Source organism: Ruegeria denitrificans (assembly GCF_001458295.1).
GTDB lineage: Bacteria > Pseudomonadota > Alphaproteobacteria > Rhodobacterales > Rhodobacteraceae > Ruegeria > Ruegeria denitrificans.
In genome coordinates this window covers 501,520-527,610 of record NZ_CYUD01000001.1, presented here as the reverse complement: position 1 = coordinate 527,610, position 26,091 = coordinate 501,520, and the positions used below count along the sequence as shown (strand labels likewise).

Annotated in this window: 22 protein-coding genes and 1 pseudogene; 9 read left to right on the top strand and 14 right to left on the bottom strand. The window is 58.6% G+C overall.

Features of this window, described 5'->3' with window-relative positions; all coding sequences use genetic code 11:
* Window positions 1-135 precede the first annotated feature (135 nt).
* Window positions 136-756: pseudogene (locus tag RUE5091_RS23505) on the top strand (Hint domain-containing protein).
* Here the strand turns inward: RUE5091_RS23505 and RUE5091_RS02485 are convergent.
* Both RUE5091_RS02485 and RUE5091_RS02480 read right to left on the bottom strand, forming a co-directional pair.
* Complete coding sequence (locus RUE5091_RS02485; protein ID WP_058280274.1) at window positions 757-1,947, bottom strand: DegT/DnrJ/EryC1/StrS family aminotransferase; 1,191 nt, start codon at window positions 1,945-1,947, stop codon at window positions 757-759.
* A 39-nt stretch (window positions 1,948-1,986) separates the two neighbouring features.
* Window positions 1,987-2,658 (bottom strand): HAD-IA family hydrolase, encoded by a 672-nt coding sequence (locus RUE5091_RS02480; RefSeq protein ID WP_058280273.1) that lies wholly within the window; start codon window positions 2,656-2,658, stop codon window positions 1,987-1,989.
* Window positions 2,659-2,792: 134 nt separating this feature from the next.
* On the opposite strand from RUE5091_RS02480, the gene glmU reads away from it, so the two are divergent.
* The 3 genes from glmU to RUE5091_RS02465 are packed head-to-tail and all read left to right on the top strand — an operon-like array spanning window position 2,793 to window position 6,704.
* Window positions 2,793-4,145 (top strand): bifunctional UDP-N-acetylglucosamine diphosphorylase/glucosamine-1-phosphate N-acetyltransferase GlmU, encoded by a 1,353-nt coding sequence (gene glmU / locus RUE5091_RS02475; RefSeq protein WP_058280381.1) that lies wholly within the window; start codon window positions 2,793-2,795, stop codon window positions 4,143-4,145.
* Between the two features lie 3 nt (window positions 4,146-4,148).
* Window positions 4,149-5,969 (top strand): glutamine--fructose-6-phosphate transaminase (isomerizing), encoded by a 1,821-nt coding sequence (glmS, locus tag RUE5091_RS02470; RefSeq protein ID WP_058280272.1) that lies wholly within the window; start codon window positions 4,149-4,151, stop codon window positions 5,967-5,969.
* A gap of 51 nt (window positions 5,970-6,020) precedes the next feature.
* Window positions 6,021-6,704 carry a DNA alkylation repair protein gene (locus RUE5091_RS02465; RefSeq protein ID WP_058280271.1) on the top strand — a complete coding sequence of 228 codons (684 nt, stop codon included), beginning with the start codon at window positions 6,021-6,023 and terminating at the stop codon, window positions 6,702-6,704.
* Here RUE5091_RS02465 and RUE5091_RS02460 read toward each other — a convergent pair.
* A complete protein-coding gene (locus tag RUE5091_RS02460) occupies window positions 6,692-7,123 on the bottom strand; it encodes a hypothetical protein (protein ID WP_058280270.1) in 432 nt (143 codons plus the stop codon). The two genes, RUE5091_RS02465 and RUE5091_RS02460, sit on opposite strands and share 13 nt — an antisense overlap.
* A gap of 90 nt (window positions 7,124-7,213) precedes the next feature.
* Between RUE5091_RS02460 and moaA the strand changes: the two genes are divergently transcribed.
* On the top strand, window positions 7,214-8,221 hold the full coding sequence (gene moaA / locus RUE5091_RS02455; protein ID WP_058280269.1) for a GTP 3',8-cyclase MoaA: 1,008 nt from the start codon (window positions 7,214-7,216) through the stop codon (window positions 8,219-8,221).
* 1 nt (window position 8,222) lies between these two features.
* Window positions 8,223-9,545, top strand: a complete 1,323-nt coding sequence (locus RUE5091_RS02450; RefSeq protein ID WP_058280268.1) for a 3-deoxy-D-manno-octulosonic acid transferase — start codon at window positions 8,223-8,225, stop codon at window positions 9,543-9,545.
* 52 nt (window positions 9,546-9,597) lie between these two features.
* Here the strand turns inward: RUE5091_RS02450 and RUE5091_RS02445 are convergent, their stop codons facing one another.
* The 7 genes from RUE5091_RS02445 to RUE5091_RS02415 all read right to left on the bottom strand — a co-directional run bounded on the left by RUE5091_RS02445 (window position 9,598) and on the right by RUE5091_RS02415 (window position 17,540).
* Window positions 9,598-10,761, bottom strand: coding sequence for a M20 aminoacylase family protein (locus tag RUE5091_RS02445; protein ID WP_058280267.1), 1,164 nt, complete (start codon window positions 10,759-10,761; stop codon window positions 9,598-9,600).
* A gap of 59 nt (window positions 10,762-10,820) precedes the next feature.
* Window positions 10,821-11,963: an MFS transporter gene (locus RUE5091_RS02440; RefSeq protein WP_058280266.1), complete on the bottom strand. Its 1,143-nt coding sequence runs from the start codon at window positions 11,961-11,963 to the stop codon at window positions 10,821-10,823.
* Window positions 11,964-12,023: 60 nt separating this feature from the next.
* Window positions 12,024-13,301 (bottom strand): DUF3422 family protein, encoded by a 1,278-nt coding sequence (locus RUE5091_RS02435; RefSeq protein WP_058280265.1) that lies wholly within the window; start codon window positions 13,299-13,301, stop codon window positions 12,024-12,026.
* 107 nt (window positions 13,302-13,408) lie between these two features.
* Window positions 13,409-13,765, bottom strand: a complete 357-nt coding sequence (locus RUE5091_RS02430) for a VOC family protein (RefSeq protein ID WP_058280380.1) — start codon at window positions 13,763-13,765, stop codon at window positions 13,409-13,411.
* Window positions 13,766-13,921: 156 nt separating this feature from the next.
* Window positions 13,922-15,376, bottom strand: coding sequence for an NAD(P)(+) transhydrogenase (Re/Si-specific) subunit beta (locus tag RUE5091_RS02425; protein WP_058280264.1), 1,455 nt, complete (start codon window positions 15,374-15,376; stop codon window positions 13,922-13,924).
* A gap of 13 nt (window positions 15,377-15,389) precedes the next feature.
* A complete protein-coding gene (locus RUE5091_RS02420; RefSeq protein ID WP_058280263.1) occupies window positions 15,390-16,961 on the bottom strand; it encodes a Re/Si-specific NAD(P)(+) transhydrogenase subunit alpha in 1,572 nt (523 codons plus the stop codon).
* 129 nt (window positions 16,962-17,090) lie between these two features.
* Entirely contained in the window at window positions 17,091-17,540 is a 450-nt protein-coding gene (locus RUE5091_RS02415) for a methyltransferase family protein (protein WP_058280262.1), read from the bottom strand.
* Between the two features lie 166 nt (window positions 17,541-17,706).
* Between RUE5091_RS02415 and kynU the strand changes: the two genes are divergently transcribed.
* Window positions 17,707-18,900: a kynureninase gene (gene kynU, locus RUE5091_RS02410; protein ID WP_058280261.1), complete on the top strand. Its 1,194-nt coding sequence runs from the start codon at window positions 17,707-17,709 to the stop codon at window positions 18,898-18,900.
* Here kynU and RUE5091_RS02405 read toward each other — a convergent pair.
* Window positions 18,893-19,471: a TetR/AcrR family transcriptional regulator gene (locus RUE5091_RS02405; protein WP_058280260.1), complete on the bottom strand. Its 579-nt coding sequence runs from the start codon at window positions 19,469-19,471 to the stop codon at window positions 18,893-18,895. The two genes, kynU and RUE5091_RS02405, sit on opposite strands and share 8 nt — an antisense overlap.
* Window positions 19,472-19,570: 99 nt before the next feature.
* Here RUE5091_RS02405 and RUE5091_RS02400 point away from each other — a divergent pair, with 99 nt between their 5' ends.
* Together RUE5091_RS02400 and RUE5091_RS02395 are read left to right on the top strand one after the other, a co-directional pair.
* Window positions 19,571-20,035: a (2Fe-2S)-binding protein gene (locus RUE5091_RS02400; protein ID WP_058280379.1), complete on the top strand. Its 465-nt coding sequence runs from the start codon at window positions 19,571-19,573 to the stop codon at window positions 20,033-20,035.
* Between the two features lie 3 nt (window positions 20,036-20,038).
* Window positions 20,039-22,279, top strand: coding sequence for a xanthine dehydrogenase family protein molybdopterin-binding subunit (locus tag RUE5091_RS02395; RefSeq protein ID WP_058280259.1), 2,241 nt, complete (start codon window positions 20,039-20,041; stop codon window positions 22,277-22,279).
* A gap of 40 nt (window positions 22,280-22,319) precedes the next feature.
* Here RUE5091_RS02395 and RUE5091_RS02390 read toward each other — a convergent pair whose 3' ends face one another.
* From RUE5091_RS02390 to RUE5091_RS02380, 3 genes are all read right to left on the bottom strand, one after another.
* Window positions 22,320-23,099, bottom strand: a complete 780-nt coding sequence (locus tag RUE5091_RS02390; protein ID WP_058280258.1) for a gamma-glutamyl-gamma-aminobutyrate hydrolase family protein — start codon at window positions 23,097-23,099, stop codon at window positions 22,320-22,322.
* A 220-nt stretch (window positions 23,100-23,319) separates the two neighbouring features.
* Window positions 23,320-23,745 carry a GlcG/HbpS family heme-binding protein gene (locus tag RUE5091_RS02385; protein ID WP_058280257.1) on the bottom strand — a complete coding sequence of 142 codons (426 nt, stop codon included), beginning with the start codon at window positions 23,743-23,745 and terminating at the stop codon, window positions 23,320-23,322.
* A gap of 25 nt (window positions 23,746-23,770) precedes the next feature.
* Complete coding sequence (locus RUE5091_RS02380; protein WP_058280256.1) at window positions 23,771-25,903, bottom strand: malate synthase G; 2,133 nt, start codon at window positions 25,901-25,903, stop codon at window positions 23,771-23,773.
* Window positions 25,904-26,091: the final 188 nt, after the last annotated feature.

The following is a 26,091-nucleotide window of genomic DNA, read 5'->3' as shown; positions in this document are numbered from 1 at the left end:
CCTACCAACGCAATACAGCTTTTCAACTATCTCTGTCGACGTAGATTTTCCAAGTGCTGGGGACTATTCCTGCGCTTTTCTGAATTGGATCCTGACGACAGCCTTGGGGCAATTATCGAAAAAATCTCGCTGATCGTGTGTTTCTGCAAAGGCAAGCTGATCGAAACTGAATTCGGCGAACGACCCATCGAATCTCTGCGCGCGGGTGATCGTGTTCTGACCCGTTCGAGGTTGAAACCACTGCAATGGGTCGGGCAACGGCGTTTGTCAGCAGCCGAACTTGAGATGAACCTGAAACTTTGACCGATTCGAATCGCCAAGGAGGCAATGGGGAACGGGTTGCTACAGCAGGACCTGTCCCTGTCGCGACAGCACCGAATGCAGACCTCGTCAGCTGTGGCGCAGCGAATGTTCGGAACGCCGGATGTTTTGGTTTCGGCCATCAAGCTGACCGAACTGCCCGGGATCGAAGTTGACCAAAGCGCTGATCAGGTCGGGTATTTCCACCTGCTATTTGACACGCATGAGATCGTCTTTGCCAATGGCGCGCCAAGTGAAAGCCTGTTGCGGGCAGATACCGCCCTGGCATCTGTCACACCACAGGCCCGGCAGGAAATCAGGATGATCTTTCCTGACCTGCCAGATCAGGGCATCACCCTGCCCCCGCACATGATTCCCGAAAACCTGCAACAGAAACGCCTGGTCGAGCGGTTGCTGAAGAACCAAAAACCCGTGCTCGAAACACGGATTTCCTGATCAGGATTGATAGACCGCGCCAACCTCGGCCCGGATGATGCGCGCGATCACGCGGCAATCGTCCAGTGAAAAGGTCAACGGCACACGCATATCCATTACCCCGGCAAGAATACGGTCGCTTGCGGGCAAAGGCGTACTTTCGGCATAGCGCCAACTGTCATAGCGCGAGGTGAACCCGGTCGGCTCGGCCCCACCGAACCATTTAATCTCGACCCCCCGCGCGGCACAGCGCCGGATGACTTCGGCGATGCGTTCTGGCGACCAGTCGAGCAGCAGGAACTGGATTGATGAGCCAACGTAAGTCTCAGGCTCGGGACGTTCTACAATCGTCAGACCTGGGGTGTCCCGCAGGACGCTTGCGATTTCATCATAGCGCTCATTCCAGCGTTGCACTTGCCGGTCAAGGTCACGTAGCTGCGGGCGCAGGATCGCGGCGCGCAGGTTATCCATGCGGCCGGACACGTTGGGGGTGGTGTATTTGATCTTTTCGAATACCTCGGGCCCCGGCGCGGCGAGATGGCGTTCATACAACATATAGGATCCCGATAGCATCGTGGCCTTGGCCGCAAGTACTTCATCATCGGTGATCAACAGACCGCCTTCACCGGAATTGACGTGCTTATACGTCTGGCAGGAATAGCACCCAATCGCACCCTGACGCCCCGACAATTGGCCGCGCCAAGCGGCACCCATTGTGTGGGCGCAGTCTTCGATCACCGCAACGCCCGCCGCATCACACATCTGCATCAGCCGGTCCATATCACACAAATGTCCGCGCATGTGGCTGAGCATCAGCACCCGCGCCTGATCCAGCTTGGCCTCAAGATCATCCAGATCAATCGTCAGATTCTCAGTCACGCCCACAAAAACCGGCTTTGCCCCGACCGAGGCAATCGACCCCGGCACCGGCGCCAGCGTGAAAGCGTTGGTCAGGACTGGATCACCCGGCTGCACCCCGACTGCCCGCAATGCGGTTGCTAGTGCATATCCTCCGGATGACACGGCCAGACAGTATTTTGCCCCCATCTGGGCCGCAAACTCCTGCTCAAGCAGCGCGGTTTCCCCCAACTCTCCGGGCACGACGTTGTAGCGGTGCAGACGCCCGTGCCGCAGAACGGCCATGGCGGCCTCTATCGCCTCGTCGGGGATGGGTTCCTGCTGGGTGAAGCTGCCGGTGAATGTCTCGGTCATGGGCTAGTTCTTATCCTGCAAAGGGTTGGGGTCAAGAAATTACGCCGCCGCACCGATCAGACCGGTGACCAGCTCGGGCAGATCATCAAAGTGATGCAGCAGTGCTTCGGGCTCTAACGCGGCCATGTCGTCTCCGGACGGGCCAAACGTCACCAGCACCGAGGGCACGCCCGCCGCCCGCGCAGTATTTCGGTCGGTGTCGGAATCGCCGATCAGCACACACAAATCGGGATGCCCCCCTGCCCGACGCGCGGCCTCGCGCAGCGGTTCGGGGTCCGGTTTGCGCACCGGCAACGTATCAGCCCCTACCAAAGACGCAAACTGGCCTCGCACGCCCATCTGGGTCAGCAACTGATCGGCCAAAGCCTCGGGTTTATTGGTGCAGATACCCACGCCATAACCTTGGGATTTCAGCATCTCGACGGCCTCAAGCGCACCGGGGTAGAACTGGGTATGGGTGTCGATGTCCTGCGCATAGGCCTCAAGCAGCGTTGGGTAATAGGCGTGAACGGTATTCTCGTGATACGCCCCAACCCGCTTCAACCCGTGGGTCAACATCATCCGCCCACCTCGCAAAGCTACTGCTGCGTCGTCATCATGAACTAGAACATCTCCATGCCCCATCTGACGAAAACAGTGGTTGGCCGCCGCCAAAAGATCACCTGACGTATCGGCCAAAGTTCCGTCCAGATCAAAGATAACCGTGCGCATTGTCTCTCCTGCCTCGGCGGTTTATTGCCGTCTCTTGTTGCAAACGGCAATCTTGTTTGATCCGCGAACCGCTTGCGCCTTTGCCCTCAGCGGATAAAACGGACCGCAACAAAACACAAAGAGAAATCGGTTTCATGAGCACTGCCCTTGTCATCCTTGCCGCTGGAAAAGGCACCAGGATGCATTCGGATATACCCAAAGTTCTGCATCCCATCGCGCAGGTCCCGATGCTGGTCCACGCCATGCGCGCCGGGGCCGTATTGTCGCCCGAGCGTACCGTAATTGTCACCGGACACGGGGCGGAAGCCGTGGCCAAGGTCGCCACCGCCGAGGATGATGCGGCGCAAATCGCGGTTCAGGAAGAGCAGCTGGGCACCGCTCATGCCGTCGCGCAGGCGCGACAAGCACTGGACAGTTTCACAGGCGATGTTGTGGTTCTGTATGGCGACACGCCGTTTCTGCAACCCGATACGCTGGAACGCATGATTGCTGCGCGGGCAGAAAACGATCTGATCATTCTAGGGTTCGAGGCTGCCGACCCTGCGCGTTATGGTCGCCTTGTAATGCAGGGCGACAACCTAGAGCGCATCGTTGAATTCAAAGATGCATCAGATGAAGAGCGCGCGATAACCTTTTGCAACTCTGGTCTTTTAGCCTGCGATGCGCAGACGTTGTTTTCCCTGATCGACGCAGTAGGAAATGACAACGCGGCAGGTGAATACTATCTGACCGATGTCGTGGAAATCGCGCGTGCGCGCGGCCTGAAAGTCACAGCTGTCGCCTGTGACGAAGCCCAGACGTTAGGTGTGAACTCGCGCACCGATTTGGCGGCGGCAGATGCGGTGTTTCAGGCCAATGCCCGTTCCGAGCTGTTGGATCTTGGCGTCACCCTAATGGCACCCGAGACTGTTTATCTTGCCGCCGACACCATCATCGGCCGCGATACGGTGATCGAGCCCAATGTCGTCTTTGGCCCCGGTGTCACGGTAGAAAGCGGCGCAACAATCCGGGCGTTTTCACATCTGGAGGGCTGCCATGTCAGCCGCGGTGCCATCGTCGGCCCCTACGCCCGCCTGCGTTCCGGTGCCGAATTGGCAGAAAACACTCGCATCGGCAATTTTGTCGAGATCAAGAACGCCGAGATCGCCGAAGGGGCCAAAGTCAACCACCTCAGCTATATCGGCGACGCCTCGGTCGGTGCCGCCTCGAATATCGGGGCGGGCACGATCACCTGCAATTATGACGGTGTGATGAAGCATCGCACCACGATTGGAGAGAATGTCTTTGTCGGCTCGAACACTATGCTGGTGGCCCCAGTGACTGTGGGAAATGGCGCAATGACGGCGACTGGCACAGTCGTGACGCGAGACGTCGAGCCCGACGCGCTGGCCGTGGCCCGCGCCAAGCAGGACAACAAACCCGGTTATGCACGTAAATTGTTTGATATGTTGAAGGCGAAGAAGGCTCGCCGCGACAAAGGAGCCTGATCCATGTGTGGAATTGTAGGAGTTCTGGGGCAACACGAAGCCGCCCCCATTTTGGTTGAAGCCCTGAAACGGCTGGAATATCGCGGCTATGACAGCGCGGGTATCGCCACGGTCAATGACGGTGAACTTGGGCGGCGCCGGGCGGTTGGCAAGCTGGTTAACCTCAGCGATTTGCTGGTGCACAATCCGCTGCGCGGAAAGTCGGGTATTGGGCACACCCGTTGGGCCACGCACGGCGCGCCCACTGTTACGAACGCCCACCCGCACAAGGCGGGTCCGGTGGCCGTGGTGCACAACGGTATCGTCGAAAACTACCGTGAATTGCGGGCTGAACTGGCCGAAAATGGCATCGATTTCGAGACCGAGACCGACACCGAAACCGTGGCTCTGATGGCCGAATATTATCTGAACAACGGTCTGTCGCCCGTAGATGCCGCCTTCAAGACCATCGACCGGCTTCAGGGCGCATTTGCTCTGGCCTTCCTATTCGACGGTCAGGACGACCTGATCGTCGCAGCACGTAAGGGTTCGCCTCTGGCCATTGGGCATGGGGATGGCGAGATGTTCGTGGGCTCGGACGCTATTGCATTGGCCCCGCTGACCGACCGTATCACCTATCTTGAGGAAGGCGACCGGGCGGTCCTGACCCGCACCTCGCTTGAAATCCGCAACGAAGCCGGTGAGTTGGCCAACCGTGAGACCCGCCGGATCAAACTGGATCAGACACGCGCCGACAAGGCCGGTCACAAACATTTCATGGCCAAGGAAATTGCCGAACAGCCCGTGGTAGTAGCCGAGGCGATCCAATCCTACCTGCCCTCGGGTGGCGATACGATCACCCTGCCGTGTGAGCTGGATTTCTGTAAACTGGACCGTCTGACGATGGTTGCCTGTGGCACCGCGTTCTATGCCTGTCTGACGGCAAAATACTGGTTCGAACAACTGGCCAGGTTGCCCGTCGAGGTCGATATCGCCAGCGAGTTCCGCTATCGCGAACCACCGATCCCGGAACGTACGGCAGCGCTGTTTGTCAGCCAGTCGGGCGAAACCGCCGACACGCTGGCCGCGCTACGCTATTGCGAGGGCAAGGCCGACAAGATCGTATCGGTGATCAATGTCCCCGAAAGCTCAATCGCACGCGAAAGCGACATCGCTTTGCCGATCCATGCCGGGGTTGAGATCGGTGTGGCCTCGACCAAGGCCTTCACCTGCCAGCTGAGCGTGTTGTTGATGCTGGCGCTCAAGGCGGCCGCAGATCGCGGTACCCTGAGCGATGAGGAACTCATCGACCACACCGCCGCGCTGCGTGGGTTGCCGACGGCGCTGAATGCTGCACTGGATCAAAACCAGTCTATCAAGGCCTCGGCCCAGCGCCTGTCCGAAGCGCGCGACGTACTGTTTCTGGGGAGGGGTCTGATGTATCCGCTGGCGATGGAAGGTGCGCTGAAACTCAAGGAAATCAGCTATATCCATGCCGAAGGTTATGCGTCAGGTGAACTGAAACACGGACCCATCGCCCTGATCGACAAACACATGCCGGTTGTGGTCATGGCTCCGCGCGATGCGGTTTTCGACAAGACCGTTTCGAATATGCAAGAGGTGATGGCACGCAAGGGCAAGGTCATCCTGGTCTCGGACGATGACGGCGTTGCCGAGGCCGAGGACGGCGTTTGGAGCACCATTCGCATGCCCCGCATCCACCCTAGTTTGGCCCCGATCCTGTATTCCGTTCCGGCGCAGCTGTTGGCCTACCACACGGCCGTCGCCAAGGGTACGGATGTGGATCAGCCCCGCAATCTGGCGAAATCGGTCACCGTCGAGTAAGCCAAGATCGGGCCGCACCCACGGCCCGTTTCACCAACAGGGCGGCAAACATTGAATATCTATCTTGACCAGATCAAAGCTCATGCCGACCCCGAGCGAGCGAGCCAAATGGCAGCCTATCACAAGGTCGACCGCCCCTATCTTGGTGTCGCGAACCCCATTCTGAACGACCTGACGAAAGCTTGGCGTCAAGACCTGGATGTATCTGAGCGTGTGGAACTGGCGGATGCCTTGTGGCAGACCAATATACACGAGGGGCGTCTGGCCGCAGCCAAACTGCTGACCCAGGCTCGGATCCGCCCCGATGAAGCGGTTTGGGATTTACTTCAAAGCTGGTTGCCCGATTTTGACGCCTGGGCAGCGGCCGATCATGCCTGCATGGCGATGCAAAAACGTTTATCAGCCGACCCGTCCCGTTTGGATCAGGTGGAAACCTGGACCACCTCAGGCCATATGTGGACACGGCGCGCAGCGCTGGTTGCCACCCTGCCCTGGACCAAGCAGAATCACCCCAAACCCGACGATCTGGCACGGCGCGACCGAATATTAAGCTGGGCTGCAAGCTATGTTCCGGATCGGAACTGGTTCATCCAGAAAGCTATCGCCTGGTGGCTGCGCGAGCTGTCAAAACACGATCCTAACCGCGTCATCGCCTTTTTGGCCACGCATGGCGACGCCATGAAGCCTTTTGCCCGCCGCGAAGCCGGAAAATACCTGAAAGATCAGTTGGAATAGACCTCAAGTTCGACCAACTCGTCGAACGGCAACAACAAGGCCCGCATCGCATCCAGGGACAACCGGCTGCCACCGCTTTCCGGCCCCGGCGCGGGAACCAGCGTGATATAGGCCTGAGATCCGGTTTTTGGAACAACCACGCGACCGGTGACTTCAACATCGACCAGCGAAGTTTCCAACCAACGGCCCGGTGTTGTCGGGTCACCCAGCCCGGCGATCGTCGTCTTCGCACCCACCCAGCCGACAGCAGTGGTCGCAACGGGTTCTGGTTCAATCGGCTCTTCTGCGGCGACCTCTTCAACTACGGCTTCTTCGGCTTCAACGGGAGTTTTGTCGCCCCCGAACAGACGATCTTTTGTCGACCGAACGGTGTCGCATCCGGCCACCAGAATACACAAAGCGAATAGCATATATCTCATGCCCTCAACCTATCGCCCTGTGCGCATCTGTTCCAGCGCAAAGGAAAGTTCGCCCTTGTCGCAGGCTGGTCGCGGCTTTACGTATGTCGCATGACTGCTCCGCTTATCGACCCATTCGCACGTGCGATTACCTATCTCCGCGTTTCCGTCACGGACCGCTGCGATTTCCGCTGTGTCTACTGCATGTCCGAGGACATGAAGTTCCTGCCGAAGAAAGACCTGCTGACGTTGGAAGAGCTGGACCGCATGTGTTCAACCTTCGTAAAGCTGGGGGTTGAAAAGCTGCGTATAACCGGTGGTGAGCCGCTTGTGCGCCGAAATATCATGACGTTTTTCAACAGCATGACCCGGCATCTGGACAGCGGCGCGTTGAAAGAACTGACGCTGACCACTAATGGCTCACAACTGCATCGCTTTGCCGATGACCTGTATGCCGCAGGTGTGCGTCGGGTGAACATCTCGCTGGATACGCTGGACGACGATAAATTTGCTGAGATCACCCGCTGGGGTCGTCTGAAGCAAGTGCTGAACGGAATCGACGCGGCGCAAAAGGCCGGGCTGCGGATCAAGATTAATGCCGTTGCCCTGAAAGGCTTCAACGAAGAAGAATTGCCCACGATCACGAAATGGTGTGCGGAACGCGACATGGACCTCACCTGGATCGAGGTCATGCCCATGGGTGATATCGGCAACGAAGACCGACTGGATCAATACTGGTCGCTCAAGGACGTTCGCAAGGAATACGAGAACCATTATTCCGTGACCGATCTGGCTGAGCGCTCTGGCGGGCCAGCGCGTTATGTTCGCCTTGAAGAAAGCGGGCAAAAAATCGGCTTCATCACGCCGCTGTCGCATAACTTCTGCGAAAGCTGTAACCGCGTGCGTCTGACCTGCACCGGCGAGCTGTATATGTGTCTGGGTCAAGAGGACATGGCCGACCTGCGCGGTCCCTTGCGTGATCATCCCGATACCGAGCTACCGCTTGAAGACGCGATCCGTACAGCGATCAACCTCAAGCCTAAGGGGCATGATTTCGACTATTCCCGCCAGGCGGTCGACGGCAAGATGAGCCGTCACATGAGCCACACAGGCGGCTGACGTGCCGGATCAGGTGGGCCGACCGACGCTGCTGTATCATCTGTATTGCAGCCTGACTTCTATCGCGGGACCACTCGTCTGGCGCACCGTGCGAAACAAGCTGCAGGCTGCAGATGTTCCCGAGACTCGTCAGCAGGAACGTCAGGGCCATGCCAGCCTGCCCCGCCCTGACGGACAACTGATTTGGTTTCACGCCGCCAGCGTTGGCGAAACACTCTCGGTCATCAGTCTGATCAAACGCTTGGGTGAACGTCTGCCGAATGCCGAGTTTCTGATCACCTCTGGCACGCCCACTTCGGCGGCGCTCATTGAAAAGCGAATGCCGCCGCGCACCCGTCACCAATACCCGCCGCTGGATACGGCTGGCCCCGTGCGTCGGTTTCTGGAACATTGGCGCCCGGATGCGGGCATTTTTGTCGAAAGCGAAATCTGGCCCCACCTGATAGTCGAGGGTGCCAGCCGCGGCATCCCCCTGGCGCTGCTAAATGCCCGCCTGTCGGATAAATCCGTCGTAGGCTGGAAGAAGCGCCCAGAGACGGCGCGTTTCATTCTGGATCATTTTCTCCTGTTTCTTACCCAGAACGATAAGACTGCACAAAACTTGATCGCCATCGGCGCGCGCGCCGATCGCGTGCAACCGGGCACAAACCTGAAAGCCATGTCTGACCCTTTGCCGGTAGATCAGATCACCTTGTCCGACATTCGCGTACAGATCGGCACCCGCCCTGTCTGGATCGCCAGTTCGACCCATGCGGGTGAAGAGGAAACTGTTCTCGCAGCCCACGCAGAGTTGCTCAAACGCTGGCCCAACCTGCTGCTGCTGCTGATCCCGCGTCACCCCGAGCGTCGTGCCGAAGTGGCCGCCCTGGTAGCCCAATTCGGGCAAACCGTGGCCATCCGATCGAACGACGACAAGATTACCGACAATACTCAGGTTTATATGGCCGACACGTTGGGTGAAACCGGCACATGGTACGCGCTGTGCCCCATCGTATTCCTTGGGGGATCGCTGAAAGAGATCGGAGGCCACAACCCGTTCGAACCGGCTCAGGCAGGTGCCGCAGTGATCACCGGGCCCGGTTATTTCAACTTTGCAGAAACCTTCTCCCCGCTGATCGAAACCGGCGGAGCGCTGCAAGTTCAATCCGCCGCCGAATTGACTGAGGCCGTGGCAACCTGGCTGTCGAACCAAGCCGCATTGGACACAGCTCGTGCTGCCGCGAAATCCTGCGTGAACACTCAACAATCGGCGCTGGATGCAATTGTCGAGACCCTGTGTACCAAACTCAACTTGGCTGAGCCGGAATCGAATTCACCTGGCTAAAAAGTATCCTGGAGAGCGCGAGGGGCTGCCCCACTGCCGCCCAATGCCAAGATCAAGCCGCCGGCATCCGCTGTTCGACAATTTCCGCCCACCAGCTACACCCGGCCGGAATGGCTTCGTCATTGAAATTGTACTCTGGGTGATGCACCGCCGCCGTGTCACCATTGCCAACCAGAATATACGCGCCCGGCCGTTCTTCGAGCATAAAGGCGAAATCCTCGCCGCCCATGATCAACGGTGCCTCGTCGCAATTGCCAGCCACCGAACGTGCAACATCCGCAGCGAAATCTGTCTGCTCATCACTGTTCACCATCACCGGATAGCCCAGGTAATAGGTCACGTCAGACGTTCCACCAAACGTCGCCGCGATACCACTGCAGATCTCTTTGATGCGCTTTTCCGCCATTTCCCGCATCTGCGTACTCATCGTGCGGACAGTCCCTTTGATCTGCACCGTCTGCGGGATCACGTTGAAGGCCGTGGACGAGGTTTCAAAGGACGTGACCGAAACCACGACCTGATCCACCGGATCCGCATTGCGCGACGCCACCGTCTGCAGCGCCAGAACCGCCTGCGCCGCCATCACTGTCGTGTCGATCGTTTCATGCGGTTTGGCGGCGTGACCGCCCTTGCCCTCAAAGGTGATGTCGAATTGATCTGTGGCCGCAAAGAACGCACCAGGACGAATGGCGAAACTGCCCACGGGACGACCTGGCCAGTTGTGCATGCCATAGATTTCCTGGATACCCCAGCGGTCCATCATACCGTCTTCGCACATCTCGCGACCGCCGCCGCCGCCCTCTTCGGCTGGCTGAAAGATCACCACGACCGTGCCATCGAAATTCCGCGTTTCCGAGAGGTACTTTGCCGCGCCTAGCAACATCGCCGTATGCCCGTCATGGCCACAGGCGTGCATCGCCCCATCGGTCTTTGAGGCATAGTCCAGCCCCGTCGCCTCATGTATCGGCAGCGCGTCCATGTCGGCCCGCAGGCCGATCACCTTGCTGCCCGTGTCGGCCTTGCCCTTGATCACCCCGACAACCCCTGTACGGCCGATGCCGGTAACAACCTCATCGCAGCCGAATTCCTTCAGCTTTTCGGCGACCAGCGCGCTGGTGCGATGCGTATCGAACAGAATCTCGGGGTTTTCATGAATGTCGCGCCGCCATTCAGTGATTTCCCCCTGCAGTTCGGCAAAACGATTTTTGATCGGCATAGTCATCTCCCGTCTTTTTCTCTTTGCCCCAGGCTCTCCCCCGGCGCGGTATCTTAATGTCAGTCCAATGAGGCAGGCCGCAACGCGCCAGACAACAAGACAATTAGGACGGCCAAAGGCAGTAAAACCATGAACGCCAATCGTAATGTAAGCATCTCGGCCAGAATCCCAATAAGCGGTGGGCCAATCAACAACCCTCCATAGCCCAGCGTGGCCACACTGGCGATCGCTTGCCCCGGTGGCACATTCGGATCATTGGCTGCCCGGCTGAAGGCCAGCGGCATGATCACCGCATAGCCTATCCCCATCAGAGCAAAGCCTACCAAGGCCAGCCCTGCCTCTGATGCCGAGACCACACCGAATACGCCCAGTGCCGCGCAAATGCCTCCGAAACGGGCCGTCGCAACAGGACCAAAACGTGTAATGGCAAAGCCACCGGCCAGTCGGAACGCTACCATTGTCACCGAGAACACCGCGTATCCCAGTGCTGCGACGCTTTCGACGGCTCCAGTCACATCGCGCAGAAAAATCGCGCTCCAATCCGCCACAGCGCCTTCGCCCAAAGCACCGCATAACGCAGTAAACCCGACCAGGATCAACGCGCCGGACGGCAGAGCGAAGACGCCACCGCTGTGTGAAGCCGCCCTACGCGACGTCCACTTTACCCAAGACAGAGCCAGCGCCAGCACCACAACAACCCCACCAGCCAGCAGAAAGTGCTGCATCACCGTCAGCCCCACCTGCACCGCTCCGTAGCCGCTGAGCGCCCCTAGCCCGGCCCCAAGGCTCCACATTGCGTGGAATGAGGACATGACGGGTTTGTCATAGGCTTGCTCGACTTCAGCGGCCCAGGCGTTCATGGCCACATCCATCGACCCGTGAAAGGCACCGAAAACAAACAAGAACCCTGCCAAGGCCCAAAACCCGTCGGCTACGGCCAGCAGGATCAGAGACAATGTGTAGAGCACCGCAATGACCCGCGTGATGGCAACGGCACCGAACCTGTCGGTCAACCGCCCCGTCACCGGAAAAGAGCATACAGCCCCCGCCGCCATGAACAGCAAGCCGTAGCCCAGCGCCTCATGACTAAGGTTCAGATGGTCGCGCACTGCGGGAATTCGGGACGCCCAGATGCCGAACAAAGCGCCATTCAGGATGAAGATGGCCGCCACTGCACGCCATGCAGTCACAATTCCGATCACAGAAACCCCCGCGCGCAACCTACTGATACTACAGCGCCCTAGGTAAGTCGCAATTGCGGACTATTGCAAACGCTTTCGGATCTGACGAATGGCAACCCAGACGCAAACAATAACAGGAATCGTTACAACCGATGTCAGCCGTCCCTGACTGATCCCGTCCTCGGTCAGCGGGTACAGGAAGTCGCTGACCAGCGTCACCGCATAGAAGCTGATAGCCACCACTGACAGCCCCTCGACCGTGTGCTGGAGCCGCAGCGCGATCTGAGCCCGTTGATCCATGCTTTCCAGCAGCGCCTGGTTCTGCGCACTGCGCTCCACATCAACCCGGGTACGCAACAGTTCCCCGGCCCGGATCGCCCTGTCGGACAAGGCCCGCAAACGGCGTTCTGTGGATTTGACGGTTCGAATTGCCGGATCGTATCGGCGCATCATGAAATCGGCGAAACTCTGCCGGCTTTCAAACCGCTCCTCTCGCAGAACTTCGATCCGTTGATTCACGATAGCCTCATAGGCCCCCGTGGCCGCAAACCGAAAAGAACAGCGGGCGGACAAGGTTTCCAGCTCAGTCGACGTAGACAATAAATCAGGCAGCAACTCGTCAGGGTGGGCCGCATTGTCGGTCATTTGCCCCATCAGCTCGGTCAGCCTGCCGTCCAATTCGCCGATACGCGGGGTCAGCTGTTTGACGCGGGCAAATCCCAGCATCGACATCGCCTTATAGGTTTCAATCTCACACAGACGCTGAATGATCCGCCCGGTCCGACGACGCCCTGTGCCTTTGGTGACAAACAGCGCAAAGCGCATATGCCCAGCCGGGTCGATGCGGAAGTCGCTGGCACAGATGGCCGCATCGTCCAGCACCCGCGCCACAGCAAGACTTTCGGGCTCGAACCAGTTTGCCAGAGCAGACCGAACCGCGTCATCTTCCTGCCGTTCAACCACGCGGAGCATGGCCGAGGTCACCCGTTGCCCCGGGCTGGCCATCAGCCAATCTGGGGGAAAGACTTCGAAATCGGCCGGGTTGAAAGGGCGATCACTGACGTTTTGCGTAATCGCAGTGTAGGTGACGAATTCGGTATGCTGCTCCCATTTCAACCAATGGCGGCCGATCTGACCGGCGTAATGCGTCGCCTCCGGCTGCGGATGCTGCGCGCCGTGGCGATCCAGCAGATTGATCAGATGAGCCAGATCCTCATTTCGGTCCCGTGCAACGGCAGCGTCTGGTTTCTTGATCGCCAGAAACACCACCGTGCACGGCGTCGCCGCCACCGGAAAAGGGCGTGCGTGCAGTTCATTGGCCAGCGCATAGCGCAGCGGGTGGTCATCAATGGGCGTCATCTAGGGCTCCGTTTTGTCCGGGGCACTATACGCCACCCAAAAAATACATCAATTATCTTTTTATTTCATACACTTAAGTGGATACAGCTGTATACATTTCCGCTATCTTATTGATTTGGCTGCCACAGCTCGACCGGATTGCCCTCGGGATCGTGAATACGAGCAAATTTTCCCACCTCACTGTCCCACTCGGCGCGTGTTTCCACGGTGATCCCGGCGGCGTTAAGCTGCGCAATCAGCGCCGCCAGATCGTCTACACGAAAGTTGATCATCCATTGTTGGCCCGCACGGCCGAAATAATCGGTGTCTTCTGCAAAAGGGGCAAAGACAGTATACCCCTCGCGCTGTTTCCAGGGCACAGGATCGTAGTGATTGACGCCCAGATGCTTTTCATACCATGCGCTCAACGCTTTTGGGTCTCGGGCACGGAAGAACACGCCGCCTATGCCGTTCACTTTCTCCATCACCTTCTCCCCATCCAAACATTCCGTCAGTGTATCACATCCCGCCTGCTTCATCTGGCTACAAATATCCTGTAAGCTAGGAGGCAGAGCCTCCTGCGCCACAAACAAGAAAAGGGCGCCTTTAGGCGCCCTTTGCAACTTTGCTATGTCTCGTGATCAGTCGATCATGGGCAGCAGTTTATCCAGCGATTGCTTTGCGTCGCCGTAGAACATGCGGGTGTTTTCCTTGAAGAACAGCGGGTTTTCGATGCCCGAGTAACCCGTGCCCTGACCGCGTTTGGACACAAACACCTGCTTGGCCTTCCAGCATTCCAGAACCGGCATGCCGGCGATGGGGCTGTTGGGATCTTCCTGCGCCGCCGGGTTCACGATGTCGTTCGAACCGATCACGATGGCCACATCCGTTTCGGGGAAGTCGTCGTTGATCTCGTCCATTTCCAGAACGATGTCATACGGCACCTTCGCCTCGGCCAGCAGCACGTTCATGTGCCCCGGCAGACGGCCGGCAACAGGGTGGATCGCAAAGCGGACGTTCTTGCCCTTGGCGCGCAGCTTGCGGACCAACTCGGATACAGACTGCTGCGCCTGCGCCACGGCCATGCCATAGCCCGGGATGATGACGATGCTGTCGGCGTCGTTCAGGGCCGCAGCCACACCGTCGGCCTCGATGGCGATCTGCTCGCCCTCAACAGCCATCTGCTCACCTTGTGGGCCACCAAAGCCGCCCAGGATCACGCTGACAAAGTGACGGTTCATCGCCTTGCACATGATGTAGGACAGGATCGCACCCGACGAGCCCACCAGCGCGCCGACCACAATCAGCAGGTCGTTGCCCAGCGAGAAGCCGATCGCCGCAGCCGCCCAGCCCGAATAGCTGTTCAGCATCGACACAACCACCGGCATGTCGGCGCCGCCGATGCCCATGATCAGGTGATAGCCGATGAACAGGGCTGCCAGCGTCATCAGGAACAGCGGGAAGAAGCCACCCGAGGCGGTGTACCAGATCAGGCAGATCAGCGACAAACCTGCCGCCGCCGCGTTCAGCGCATGGCCTCCCGGCAGTTTGGTCGCCGCCGAGGTGACTTTACCCGCCAGCTTGCCATAGGCCACAACCGAACCGGTAAAGGTGATCGCACCGATGAAGATACCCAGGAACAGTTCCACATGCAGAATAGACACTTCTGCCGGTGTCTTCTTGGCAATTAATTTGGCGAACCCGCCAAGACCCGTGAACAGCACGTCCTTTGATGCGTCCGAAACCGCAAACATTTCGGCGACGTTCAGGACTTCAAAATGCGCATTATAGCCGACGAACACAGCCGCCAGACCCACCAGCGAGTGCATCGCGGCCACCAGCTGAGGCATCTCAGTCATCTGCACGCGCTGCGCCACGTAATGACCGATCAGGCCACCGCCCGCGATCAGCAGCAGCGACAGCAACCACAGGCCGGAACCCGGACCAACCAGCGTGGCAAAGACCGCCAGCGCCATACCGACGATGCCATACCAGACCGCGCGCTTGGCGCTTTCCTGGTTCGACAGACCGCCGAGCGAAAGGATGAACAGAACAGCCGCAACAACATAAGCGGCAGTAGTGAAGCCATAATCCATGTGCCCGGCCTCCTTAAGATTTCTGGAACATGGCAAGCATGCGCCGGGTTACGAGGAAGCCGCCAAAGATGTTGATCCCGGCCATGAAGACAGACAACGCCGCCAGCAGAATGACCAGGAACGATCCTGACCCGATCTGCATCAACGCCCCAACGATAATGATCGACGAGATCGCGTTGGTGATCGCCATCAACGGTGTGTGCAGGCTGTGCGCAACACCCCAGATCACCTGGAAGCCCACAAAAATGGCCAGCACAAAGACGATGAAGTGCTGCATGAAGCTGGCCGGAGCAACCAGCCCCACCAACAGCATCAGCGCGCCACCAACACCCAGCAGGGTGAACTGCTGCTTGGTCTGCGCCTTGAAGGCCGCAATTTCCTGCGCCTTTTTCTCTTCCGGGGTCAGTTCTTTGACCTCGGGTTTTTTCTGCGCCGCAATCGCCTGCACCTTGGGCGGTGGCGGCGGGAAGGTGATCTCACCCTCATGGGTCACGGTCGCGCCGCGGATCACGTCATCTTCCATGTCATGATTGATCTGACCGTCCTTTTCAGGGGTCAGGTCGGTCATCATGTGACGGATATTGGTGGCGTAAAGCGACGACGACTGCGCCGCCATCCGGCTGGGGAAGTCGGTATAGCCGATGATGGTCACGCCATTGTCGGTCACGATCTTCTCATCCGCGACGGTCAGCTTGCAGTTGCCGCCCTTTTCCGCCGCCAGGTCAACAATGACCGAACCCGGCTTCATCGCTTCGACCATATCCTTGGTCCAAAGCTCGGGCGCTTCGCGGTTCGGGATCAGCGCCGTGGTGATGACGATGTCCATCTCGGGGGCCAGCTCACGGAACTTGGCCAGCTGCGCCTCGCGGAATTCATCCGATTGGACGCTGGCATAACCGCCGGTGGCCGCGCCATCCTGCTGGTCTTCCTCGAAATCCAGATAGACGAACTCGGCCCCCATCGATTCAACCTGCTCGGCCACTTCGGGGCGCACGTCGAACGCGTAAGTAATCGCACCCAGCGAGGTCGAGGTCCCGATCGCCGCCAGACCAGCCACGCCGGCCCCCACGATCAGCACCTTGGCCGGCGGCACCTTACCAGCCGCCGTCACCTGACCGGTGAAAAACCGGCCAAAATTGTTGCCCGCTTCGATCACCGCGCGGTAACCGGCGATATTGGCCATCGACGACAGCGCGTCCATCTTCTGCGCGCGGCTGATGCGCGGCACCATCTCCATGGCGATGACGTTGGCGCCTTTGGCTTTGGCTGCCTCCATTCCCTCTTCGTTCCCAGCCGGGTTGAAGAACGAAATCAAAGTCTTACCTTTGGTCAGACGCTTTAACTCGGTCGCATCCGGCTGGCGCACCTTGGCGACAATGTCGGCCTCTTTCCACAAGGCCGCTGCGGTCTTGATGACCGTCACACCCGCCGCTTCGTACGTCGCATCCGAAAAGCCCGCGGCAGCGCCCGCGCCTTTCTCAATCAGGCACACATAGCCCAATTTCTGCAACTGCACAGCAGAATCCGGCGTCATCGCAACGCGGTTCTCGCCCTCATATTTTTCCTTCGGTGTGCCTATCTTCACTGGCAATCCCCCTAGTTCTCACTCAAGCCGAGCGGGTGGTCGGTATTCTTCGTTAAGCAAACATGTATCTCGCGCAACATTATTTCGCAAGCGCAGCATTCACGATATGATGCTATTGTTCTGCGCATCCTAAACCCACCTGCGGGTTTTACGTTCATAACGGGCGAAATCGGCACGAAAGTTGCGGCGCAGGCGGTCTTCTTCGGGCAGAATGAATCGGCGCTCCAGCACCCAGACGAAGATTGGGACCAAGATCAGAGACAGTACCGCATCAAAGCGAAGAACCAAACCGGCCAAAATCAAAACATCGCCGACATAGATCGGGTTGCGGCTGCGTTTATATATGCCTGACTGAACCAGCGCCGAAGGTGTTTCGTGTGGGATAACGGTCGTTTTGTGACGGCGAAACTCCATGATCGCCAGCACGGCGATAAGGATGCCGCCCCCGATCAGCAAGCCACTCAGCAAATCCGTCAATCCGCCGTCCAGCGACAACCCCAAAGGGAAATGACGCGCCTGAAGCCAGGCCAAAAAAGCGAACCCAACAAGCCAGACGGGCGGTATGTCGATCCGGTGCATGCGCGTCCCCGCAACTGACAACATGCGCAGGCATGTCGTTTCTGGCCGATGTCCTACCGCTTTCGAACCGAATTGGCAAAAGCTCAGGTTGTCGCATCAATGGACAGGCCGATACAGATCGGCTAGGCCGAAGGAGACCAACTCAACACAAGGTAGTGAGCCGCCCATGACCGACTTTGCCGCAACCAAAGCCATGTTCGATCTGCCCGAAGGTGTCATCTATCTGGACGGCAATTCGCTGGGCCCGCTGCCGCGGGCCGCAAGCGACCGGGTCAGCGAGATGATGGTCAGAGAATGGGGGCAAATGCTGATTACTGGCTGGAACAAGGCTGGGTGGATGGGTTTGCCGTCCGGTCTGGGCGGTCGCATTGGTCGCCTGATTGGCGCTGAGCCTGGAACAGTTGTGACAGGCGACACCCTGTCGATCAAAGTGTATCAGGCCGTGGCGTCAGCGTTGGAACTGTGCCCGGATCGCAAGGTGGTCCTGTCGGACAACGGCAACTTCCCGTCCGATCTGTATATGGTCGACGGGCTACTGCGTTCGCTGGGGCCGGACTACGAACTGCGCGTTGTCGCGCCCGAGGATGTAGCTGCAAACATCACCGAAGACATCGCCGTGTTGATGCTGACTGAGGTCGACTATCGCAGTGGTCGCATACACGACATGAAGGCGTTGACTGAATTGGCACATGCAAACGGGACGGTCACTGTCTGGGATCTGGCACATTCCGCCGGAGCAATCCCGGTGGACCTTTCCGGCTGCAACGCCGATTTCGCCGTAGGCTGCACATATAAATACCTCAACGGCGGCCCTGGTGCGCCAGCCTTTATCTATGTCGCACCACGCTTGGCAGATCGCGCCCGCCCGGCCTTGTCAGGCTGGCTGGGGCACGAGGCCCCTTTTGCATTCGATTTGGATTATCGACCCGGCGGTGGAATTGAGAGGATGCGGGTCGGCACCCCTCCGATCCTTCAGATGACCGCTCTGTCTGCTGCGATGGACATTTGGGACTTGGCCGATATGACTGAAGTGCGCACCAAATCCATCGACTTGACCGAGCTGTTCATCACCCGCGTTGAGGCCACCTGCCCCGATCTGGAACTGGCCAGCCCGCGCGATCCGAACCAACGCGGCAGTCAGGTCTCGTTCCGCTTTGCCGACGGTTACGCCGCCATGCAGGCGCTGATCGCGCGCGGAGTGATCGGAGATTTCCGAGCCCCCGATATCATGCGCTTTGGGTTCACGCCGCTTTTTATCGACGCTCGGGATGTCGAGCGCGCGGTCGAAATTCTGGCTGACATCATGCAGAACCGTTTGTGGGATGCACCCGAATACAAAGTGCGTCAGCGGGTTACCTGACCTCAAGCCCCGCACCGATCAACGCTGCGATCTGCGCTACCTGCCGCTCATACACTTCAGCGCCCGCACCGATCAGCTTGAGCCCCTTAAGCGTGGCCGCAATCGTCCGACCAGTCTCGGCTGCGTCAGCTTGCAGGCGCGCCCGCCCGGCCTGTTCTTGCTGTGTCAGCCAATCCGCGTATAGCCCTGACAGTTTGGCCTCGCCCTCCGCGATGATTTCGGCGGATAAGGATTTGGTGTTGTCCAGCATCTCAAGCCCGTGGGGCGAGGCCAGTATCGCAGCCATCCCTGCCGTCTGCGCCTGAATCGCTCTGGCTAGAACCTCGGACACTGATCCTGACGTTGCCAGCGCCTCGGCAACAGCCGCGTATTTCTCGACATAGTAGACCTCGGTCAGTTTACTGACGATCGCCTCTTTGTTCTTGAAATGCAGATACAGCGCCGGCCGTGACATTCCCGCCCCCTGCGCAATGTCATCCATTGAGGTTTTTCGGTAACCATAGGCGGCAAAAGCCTGAAAAGCCGAGTTCAGGATGGTTTTTTGCCGTGGATCGTCAACTGCTTCGGTCATACCAGAATCTCTGACACTTTTTGTTTATTTTGTCAATTGACATACTGACACTTTGCGCTAAATATGTCAGAAACCAGCCACAGCCAGATGAGGTGCGCCATGGCGACCACCCTGAAGATTAACGGTAACCAACACCAAGTCGATCTGCCCGATGACGTCCCCCTGCTTTGGGTCTTGCGCGATGAGGTCGGCCTGACCGGCACCAAATTCGGCTGCGGGGTGGCGGCCTGTGGGGCCTGCACGGTTCATATTGATGGCGAGGCTGTGCGCTCGTGCCAGGTGAGCCTGTCGGATGTGTGGGGTGATGTCATCACGATTGAAGGTATCGGGACGCCGGATACGATGGCGACGATACAGCAAGCTTGGGTCGATCATCAGGTGGCGCAATGCGGATATTGCCAGTCGGGCCAGATCATGCAGGCAGCGGCGTTGCTGGCCGAAAACCCTGCACCTTCGGACGCCGATATTGATGAGGCGATGCAAGGTAACCTGTGTCGCTGTGGCACCTACCCCCGTATCCGCGCTGCAATCCATGACGCGGCTGGCAAGTTGAAGGAGGCGTAACCCATGGCTTCTGTTGGCAAAATCCTTCGCCGCACTTTCCTGATCGGTTCGGCCGCAATTGTCGGCGGCGTAGCATTCGGCGCGTATTATGTCAGCCGCCCCGCTGCGAACCCGCTGAAACCTGGCGAAGGTCAGGCGGCGCTGAATCCGTTTGTTCTGATCGACCAGAATGGCGTAACCCTCTTTGCACCGCGCGCCGAGATGGGTCAGGGCGTCAAGACCACTTGGGCCGCTTTGATTGCCGAGGAACTGGACGTGGGTCTGGACCAGATCACTGTGCTGCACGGTCCGGCAGCAGCGGCCTACTATAATTCTGCCATGTTGGGGGAAGGATTGCCCAACAAGGGCTATGACATCTCGGACTTCCAGCACAATCTGGGTGAGGCGCTGGGTGTGCTTGGCAAAGCTCTGCACCTTCAGGTCACAGGTGGCTCGACCTCGATGAAAGATGGGTTCGAGCGGATGCGACAGGCCGGTGCCTCGGCTCGCGAGACACTCAAGCGTGCTGCGGCCCTTCGTTTGGGTGTCGAACCTTCAGAGCTGGGAACTGCCTCGGGGCATGTCATCGCGCCAAATGGCGACAAGTTCGCTTATTCGGACTTGGCCGTGGACGCCGCCGGGCTTGAGCCGGTCGAAGTGCCCCTGCGCGATCCGTCCAAATGGCGTTATCTGGGCCAAACCCAGCCGCGTCTGGACATGGTCGAAAAGGTAACTGGCACCGCAGAGTTTGGCGTCGATGTACGCCTGCCGGGGATGAAATTCGCGGCTGTGCGCATGAACCCCAAGCTGGGCGGTGCAATGCACGGTTATGACGACAGCACCGCGCAATCCATGCCGGGGGTCGAGAAAATCGTCGATCTGGGCACAGGTGTCGCCGTGATTGCCAACAATACGTGGCTCGCCAATCAGGCGGTCGAGGCTATCGACGTGGATTGGGGCGACGCCCCCTACCCGCCCGAGACGGATGGCATATTCGCCAAAATTGCCGAGGCATTTGATGACTCGGCAAATTCGACCATGCGCGATGTTGGTGATGTCAGTGTCACACCTGACGGTGCGACCGAGATTACCGCAGAGTACCAAGTGCCCTATCTGGCTCACGCCACGATGGAGCCGATGAACGCCACCGCGCTGTATACCGGCGATGCGTTGGAGTTGTGGTGCGGCAATCAGGCCCCAACCCTGATCCGATTCCGTGCTGCCAACACAGCCAATTTGGACACCGAAGCCGTGCAAATCCACACCACATATCTGGGTGGTGGGTTTGGTCGCCGAGGTGAACTGGATTTCAGCGAGATTGCCACCAAGGTTGCTATGGCCATGCCCGGCACCCCGGTTCAGACGACCTGGAGCCGCGAAGAAGATATGCGCCACGACTATTACCGCCCCGGCGCCATCGCCCGGATGCGCGGCGCGGTGCAAGACGGCAAGGCGGTCCTGGTTGATGGCAAGGTTGCGGCGCAATCCTGTACGCAGCAGGCGGTGACGCGCTATACCGGCATGCCCGGCGCAGGACCAGACAAGGTGCTGGTTGAAGGTTTTTTCAATCAGCCCTACGCAGTACCGAACTACCGCATGAGCGGCCACATCGCCAAACTGGACGTCCCCGTCGGGTTCTGGCGATCAGTCGGCAACAGCCACAATGGCTTTTTCCACGAAACTTTCATGGATGAGATGGCCCATGCCGCAGGCCATGACCCGCTGGAATTCCGGTTGGAACTGATGAAGAGCGAACACGCCCCCTCGGCCGGGTGCCTTGAAGCGGTTCGCGAAATGTCCGGCTGGACCGGGCAGACACCGGATGGCTTCGGGCGCGGCGTGGCGTTCACCTACAGTTTCGGTACCCCGGTCGCGCAGGTGATCGAGGTGGTCGACGAAGGCGGCACTATCCGCATCAACAAGGCGTGGATTGCTTGCGATATGGGTCTGGCTCTGGACCCGGAAAACGTCAAGGCGCAGATGTTTGGCGGTATGATGTATGGCCTGTCAGCGGCATGCTACGGTGAAATCACTTTTGCCGAAGGCGAGGTCGAACAGTATAACTTCCCTGACTATGACGCGATCCGGATGCACAGCGCCCCACAAGTCGAGGTGCGCGTGCTAGAGACCAACCGCCATATGGGCGGCGCCGGTGAGCCCGGAACGCCGCCGTCGATGCCCGCGCTTGGGAATGCACTGTTTGATCTGACCGGAGAACGTGCCCGAAAACTGCCGCTGAATCAGCAGTTTGATCTGTTGATTTGATTCCGGCGCACTGGTCCCTTCTTGCGGACCGGTGCGCAACTCACGCCCGTTGCTGTATCAGACTTGCGTCCGATCCGGTCGCCCAAGCGCGCACGGCTGCACCAAACGCTTCGAACAAAGGCCGGGAAACAGGATCGTTGATCGCATCCCATTCAGGGTGCCATTGCACCGACAGAGTGAATCCCGGGGCATCCTTGATATAGATCGCCTCGGGCGTGCCATCCGGCGCGTGGCCGTCGATAACCACGCGATCCCCGACCGTTTTGATACCCTGCCCGTGCAGCGTGTTCGTCATCACCTCGGGCGCGCCGAATAGTTGGTGGAATATGCCGCCTTCGTCCAGCGCCACCACATGACGTAGGGCGAATTTCTCTTCCAATGTCCCGTCCGGAGGCATGCGGTGGTTCATCCGGCCCGGTAAATCGCGGATTTCAGGATAGAGCGTGCCACCCATGGCCACGTTGACCTCTTGAAACCCTCGGCAGATACCCATGAAGGGTTGGCCGCGTTCAACACAAGCGCGGATCAAAGGCAAGGTGACCGCATCCCGCGCCCGGTCGAATTCTCCATGCGCGTCAGTCGCGTCTTCACCATATTCTTCTGGGTGCACATTCGGGCGTCCACCGGTCAGCAAAAACCCGTCGCAGACCTCAAGCAATTCCTCAACCGTGACAAAACGCGGGTCGGATGGGATCAGCAGCGGCAGGCAATGAGAAACGTTCGCCACGGCTTCAGAGTTCATCGTCCCACCCGCGTGGGTAGGGTATTCATCGTTCATTAGGTAAGAGTTGCCGATGATACCGACGACAGGTCGAGACATTCCGCTTTCCTTGCAGTTTCCTTAATTCAAAAGAAAGCTATCCGCAGCAGAATAAACGTGCAACTAAACACGCCCTGCACCACAGCGCAGGGACGTGTTCAGGTGCGCACATATCGTTCCAGTTTTCTTGCAATTACCGGAACAAAGTTTCTTTCACTTGGCAATTTGCAGAAATTATTCCCAAACCCCTGCAAATATCAGAACCATAGGCCGATCAAAATCAAGCCTCTCCGGTCAAGCCCGCGCCTTCAACCCCGGTCATACCTGCGACCGCATCATTGTCCGATGTATCGCCAGTAACCCCAACAGCACCGATCACCGCACCCTTGCGGTCGCGCAGCAGAATACCGCCCGGAACCGGAACAACCTGACCGCCATAGACACCGTTCACGGCAGCCATGAAATAGGCCTGGGCTTCGGCGCGCTGCATCTGCGCGGTTCCTGCCATGCCCAGCATGACCGAACCATAGGCCTTGCCCTGCGCAATTGCGAAACGGCCGGGCGCTGCACCATCTTCACGTTCGAACGCGATGACGTGCCCACCCGCATCCAACACCACGACAGAGAGCGGCTTCAACTCCATCCCACGGCCTTTTTCCAGGGTTTTGCGAATGATCGTGCGGGCTTTGCGTAAAGAAATGGTCATGTTGTGTCCTAACGTTCTTACGAAATTAAAGGCTGGCTTTCAGTTCAAGTCGACGCGCATGCAGAACCGGCTCAGTATACCCCGAAGGCTGGATACGTCCCTTGAACACCAGATCACAAGCCGCCTGGAACGCGACCCCGTCGAACCCCGGCGCCATTGGCGAGTATGAAGGATCGTTTTCGTTCTGGCGATCCACCACGGCGGCCATTTTCTGCATCGCAGCCATCAACTGATCTTCGCTGACGACACCATGATGCAGCCAGTTGGCCAGAGCCTGCGAAGAAATCCGGCAGGTTGCCCGATCCTCCATCAGACCAACATCATTTATGTCCGGCACTTTCGAACAGCCCACACCCTGATCGACCCAACGCACGACATATCCCAGAATGCCCTGCGCATTGTTTTCGATCTCAAGCGTGATCTCTTCGGTGCTCAGGTTGCGGCCGCCCAAAAGCGGAATGGTCAGCAAATCCTGCAAAGTGCCACGGGCACCAGCGGCAGCCAGCTCGTCCTGACGGGAGAGAACGTCGACTTTGTGGTAATGCGTCGCGTGCAGGGTTGCGGCGGTCGGCGACGGCACCCAGGCGCAGGTCGCGCCAGATTGCGGGTGGCCAATCTTGGTCTCAAGCATCTCGCCCATCCGGTCGGGCATAGCCCACATGCCTTTACCAATCTGGGCCTTGCCCTTCAGGCCGCAGGCCAAACCGATATCGACATTGCGATCTTCATAAGACGCAATCCAGGGCGTGCTCTTGATGTCGCCCTTGGGCAGCACAGGACCTGCCTCCATCGAGGTGTGAATCTCGTCCCCTGTCCGGTCAAGGAAACCGGTATTGATGAAGGCCACGCGCGATTTCGCAGCACGAATACATTCCTTGAGGTTGACCGAGGTGCGGCGTTCCTCATCCATGATGCCCAGTTTCACGGTGTTGCGGGGCAGACCAAGAATGTCTTCGACCATGTCGAAAATCTGGACCGCGAATGCAACTTCTTCTGGTCCGTGCATCTTGGGTTTCACCACGTAAACCGACCCATTGACCGAATTGCCGCCTTTGCGCTGTAGATCGTGCATTGCGATCAGCGTGGTGCAGAGCGCATCCATCAGGCCCTCGCCGATCTCATTGCCTTCAGCATCCAGAACGGCGGGGTTGGTCATCAGGTGACCTACGTTCCGCACCAGCATTAGCGAGCGGCCTTTCAGCGTGCCCTGCTCGCCACTCGCGGAGGTGTAAACCACGTCATCTGCCAGTTTACGGGTGAAGGTATTGCCGCCTTTCGAGACCTCTTCCGTCAGGTCGCCCTTCATCAGGCCCAGCCAATTGCCATAGGCCACAACTTTGTCTTCGGCATCGACACAAGCGACCGAGTCTTCGCAATCCATGATCGTTGACAAGGCCGCTTCAACTACGACGTCCGCGATGCCTGCCGGATCGGACGCACCAATCGTGCTGGACGGGTCGATCACAATTTTGACGTGCAGGCCGTTATTCTTCAGCAGCACGAATTCGGGCTTTTCAGTCGCGCCGCCGAAACCGACAAAACGCGATGCGTCGGCCAGCGCAGGCACCAGTGCGCCGTTTTCAACGCGCAGTACGGATACGTCCGCCCACGACCCGCTGGCCAGAGGTGCAGCAGCATCCAGAAAACCTTTGGCCCAGGCAATCACTCGCGCACCGCGTGCTGCGTCGTAACCTTTGCCAGCAGGCAGATTGCCCATCGCATCAGTGCCATACAACGCATCATACAGGCTGCCCCAGCGTGCGTTGGCCGCGTTGAGGGCAAAACGGGCGTTGGTGATTGGTACAACCAGTTGCGGCCCCGGGGTCACTGCGATCTCGGGGTCGACATTTGCCGTTTCAATCTGGAAATCGGGTCCTTCCTCTACCAGATATCCGATTTCACGCAGAAATGACTCATATGCGGCGGCATCATAGGTCTGCCCCTTGCGTTCCAGATGCCAACCATCAAGACGGCATTGAATGTCCGACCGCTTTGCAAGCAATTCCCGGTTTCTTGGGCCGAGCTCATCGACCAAGCGGGCGAAACCGGACCAGAACAGCTCGGGCGTAACACCTGTTCCAGGCAAAGCCTGACTTTCGATGAAATCCGCCAGTTCCCAGGCAATCTGCAGCCCTTTCCGGGTTTCTCTGCCGCTCATAAGTCAATTCTCCCGCATTGTGTACGTTGGCATGCAAGCGTCAATTAGTGCGAAAGTTTCCGATAGGCAACAGACCCCTCAAGTTTCCGATGGAATTAGAAGATCAATTTGACCTGCTTGGTGCCTCCGAATGCCCAGCAACAGCTTGCAGCTTACAAGTGATCCCCATAACGTCGCGCTCGAACTCA

Excerpts from the sequence above, each read along its gene's own strand:
- RUE5091_RS02485 (WP_058280274.1), bottom strand. The coding sequence starts at position 1,947 with ATGACCGAGACATTCACCGGCAGCTTCACCCAGCAGGAACCCATCCCC.
- RUE5091_RS02480 (WP_058280273.1), bottom strand. The coding sequence starts at position 2,658 with ATGCGCACGGTTATCTTTGATCTGGACGGAACTTTGGCCGATACGTCA.
- glmU (WP_058280381.1), top strand. The coding sequence starts at position 2,793 with ATGAGCACTGCCCTTGTCATCCTTGCCGCTGGAAAAGGCACCAGGATG.
- glmS (WP_058280272.1), top strand. The coding sequence starts at position 4,149 with ATGTGTGGAATTGTAGGAGTTCTGGGGCAACACGAAGCCGCCCCCATT.
- RUE5091_RS02460 (WP_058280270.1), bottom strand. The coding sequence starts at position 7,123 with ATGAGATATATGCTATTCGCTTTGTGTATTCTGGTGGCCGGATGCGAC.
- moaA (WP_058280269.1), top strand. The coding sequence starts at position 7,214 with ATGACTGCTCCGCTTATCGACCCATTCGCACGTGCGATTACCTATCTC.
- RUE5091_RS02445 (WP_058280267.1), bottom strand. The coding sequence starts at position 10,761 with ATGCCGATCAAAAATCGTTTTGCCGAACTGCAGGGGGAAATCACTGAA.
- RUE5091_RS02435 (WP_058280265.1), bottom strand. The coding sequence starts at position 13,301 with ATGACGCCCATTGATGACCACCCGCTGCGCTATGCGCTGGCCAATGAA.
- RUE5091_RS02430 (WP_058280380.1), bottom strand. The coding sequence starts at position 13,765 with ATGGAGAAAGTGAACGGCATAGGCGGCGTGTTCTTCCGTGCCCGAGAC.
- RUE5091_RS02425 (WP_058280264.1), bottom strand. The coding sequence starts at position 15,376 with ATGGATTATGGCTTCACTACTGCCGCTTATGTTGTTGCGGCTGTTCTG.
- RUE5091_RS02415 (WP_058280262.1), bottom strand. The coding sequence starts at position 17,540 with ATGCACCGGATCGACATACCGCCCGTCTGGCTTGTTGGGTTCGCTTTT.
- kynU (WP_058280261.1), top strand. The coding sequence starts at position 17,707 with ATGACCGACTTTGCCGCAACCAAAGCCATGTTCGATCTGCCCGAAGGT.
- RUE5091_RS02405 (WP_058280260.1), bottom strand. The coding sequence starts at position 19,471 with ATGACCGAAGCAGTTGACGATCCACGGCAAAAAACCATCCTGAACTCG.
- RUE5091_RS02400 (WP_058280379.1), top strand. The coding sequence starts at position 19,571 with ATGGCGACCACCCTGAAGATTAACGGTAACCAACACCAAGTCGATCTG.
- RUE5091_RS02395 (WP_058280259.1), top strand. The coding sequence starts at position 20,039 with ATGGCTTCTGTTGGCAAAATCCTTCGCCGCACTTTCCTGATCGGTTCG.
- RUE5091_RS02390 (WP_058280258.1), bottom strand. The coding sequence starts at position 23,099 with ATGTCTCGACCTGTCGTCGGTATCATCGGCAACTCTTACCTAATGAAC.
- RUE5091_RS02385 (WP_058280257.1), bottom strand. The coding sequence starts at position 23,745 with ATGACCATTTCTTTACGCAAAGCCCGCACGATCATTCGCAAAACCCTG.
- RUE5091_RS02380 (WP_058280256.1), bottom strand. The coding sequence starts at position 25,903 with ATGAGCGGCAGAGAAACCCGGAAAGGGCTGCAGATTGCCTGGGAACTG.